The organism is Streptomyces sp. W16, assembly GCF_033194735.1.
Lineage (GTDB): Bacteria > Actinomycetota > Actinomycetes > Streptomycetales > Streptomycetaceae > Streptomyces.
The window spans coordinates 1-1,606 of record NZ_JAWOAI010001020.1; the positions used below are offsets into that span (position 1 = coordinate 1).

At 71.4% G+C, this 1,606-nt stretch carries 1 protein-coding gene and 1 pseudogene; one reads left to right on the top strand and one right to left on the bottom strand.

What is annotated here, in order from left to right; all coding sequences use genetic code 11:
- Window positions 1–83: 83 nt before the first annotated feature.
- Window positions 84–1,316, bottom strand: coding sequence for a threonine aldolase family protein (locus tag R6V09_RS52645; protein WP_317888482.1), 1,233 nt, complete (start codon window positions 1,314–1,316; stop codon window positions 84–86).
- Between the two features lie 185 nt (window positions 1,317–1,501).
- On the opposite strand from R6V09_RS52645, the pseudogene R6V09_RS52650 reads away from it, so the two are divergent.
- Window positions 1,502–1,606 (top strand): annotated as a pseudogene (locus tag R6V09_RS52650) (oxidoreductase); the annotation flags it as partial.

Below are 1,606 nucleotides of genomic sequence, written 5' to 3' on the forward strand. Positions count from 1 at the left end.
CTGTTGACGGCGTGCTCACGTGTTCCGTCGGCCGGCAGCCCCTCGACCGCTGTGCGCGCCCCCATGGCCGGCGGCCCCCGCCTTCATCCGCCGACCGGCCCCGCCGCTTTCTGGCGGGCCGTCTCCTCCTTCAGGAGGACCACGAAGTCCGCGACCGCCGCCTTCACGTCGTCGGCCGTCCACTCCAGGGCGGCGGCCCGTACGTAGACCTCCGTGACCGCCACCCCCGGACCCTTCGCGTTCCAGGGGTTGGAGAAGAGAGCGGTCCTCGTCTCCTCCGCCTGCCGGATCGCGGCCTCCGTGACGGCGTCGCGGTCGTACGGCAGCCAGACCTGGAAGTCGTGTGTGTGCGGCTCTTCTGGATGGACGCGGGTCCATGGCACACCGGCCGCGGCGAACCCCTCGCGCAGCGCCTCGGCGATCACGCGCGCGTGGGCCACCTGCTCGGGCAGCCGGGGCAGCTCCAGGTCCAGGCCCGCGAGTGCCGTCAGCGCGCTGGGGAACTGCTGGAAGACCATGCCTCCGTAGCGGTGCCGCCACGTCTTCGCCTCGTCGATCAGGGTCTTCGGGCCGGCGAGTGCGGCGCCGCCGAGGGCGCCGAGGGACTTGTAGAACGACACGTAGACGCTGTCCGCCAGGCCTGCGATCTCGTCGAGCGGGCGGCCGAAGTGGGAGGTGGACTCCCACAGGCGGGCGCCGTCGAAATGGACCACCGCGTCGCGTTCGTGCGCGGCGTCGACGAGGGCGGAGAGCTCCTCCCAGGAGGGCAGGACGAAACCGGCGTCCCGGAGGGGCAGTTCGAGCATCAGCGTCCCGAAGGGCTCCGGGAAGTCGTGCACCTCGTCGGCGGTCGGCTGCCGGGGCTCGCTCGTCACATGGACCGGGCGCAAACCGCTGACCTGGCTGAAGGCGTCCCGTTCGTGCACTTCGGGGTGGGCCAGCGGGTGCAGGGCGACCGTCGGGTTGCCGGTGCGGCCCGCCCAGCAGCGCAGGGCCACCTGCTGCGCCATCGTGCCCGTGGGGAAGAAGGCGGCGGCCTCCTTGCCGAGCAGTTCGGCGACCCGCTTCTCCAGGGTCTCGACGACACCGGTGCCGTACATGTCCGACGCCTCGTCCAGGTCGTACAGTTCGGCCGCCTCCTGCACGAAGGCGAGCCGCTCCCGGAGGGGGTCAAGGAAGCCGAGGCGCGCGAGTACGCGCTCCGCGCTCCGGATCGCGCGGATACGCCGTTTACGGCGCTCCTGGATCTGCTCCTCCTCGGTAGTCGGCTCTGCCTCTTGGCCACTTTGGTCACTCTGCTCCGCCGCATCGCTCATGCTCCGGATGATGCCTGGCGCACGTCCGTGCGAGCACCCGGGTTTCCACCGGCTCTCCGGTGCGCCGGGGCTGTGCGACAACCCACAGCCTGTGGACAACCGGACGCCTCTCGAACCGATCGCGTTAACATGACGAGAAATCGTCCGGTACCCGGAGCGGACTGGAACGGGAAGGCCGCACTCGCGTGAGCACATTCCAACAGCCAGAGCCCAAGGACCGCCCCGCGCGGCTCGCCGTCGGCGTCGTCGGCGCCGGCCGGGTGGGCCCCGCGCTGGCCGCGTCCCTCCAG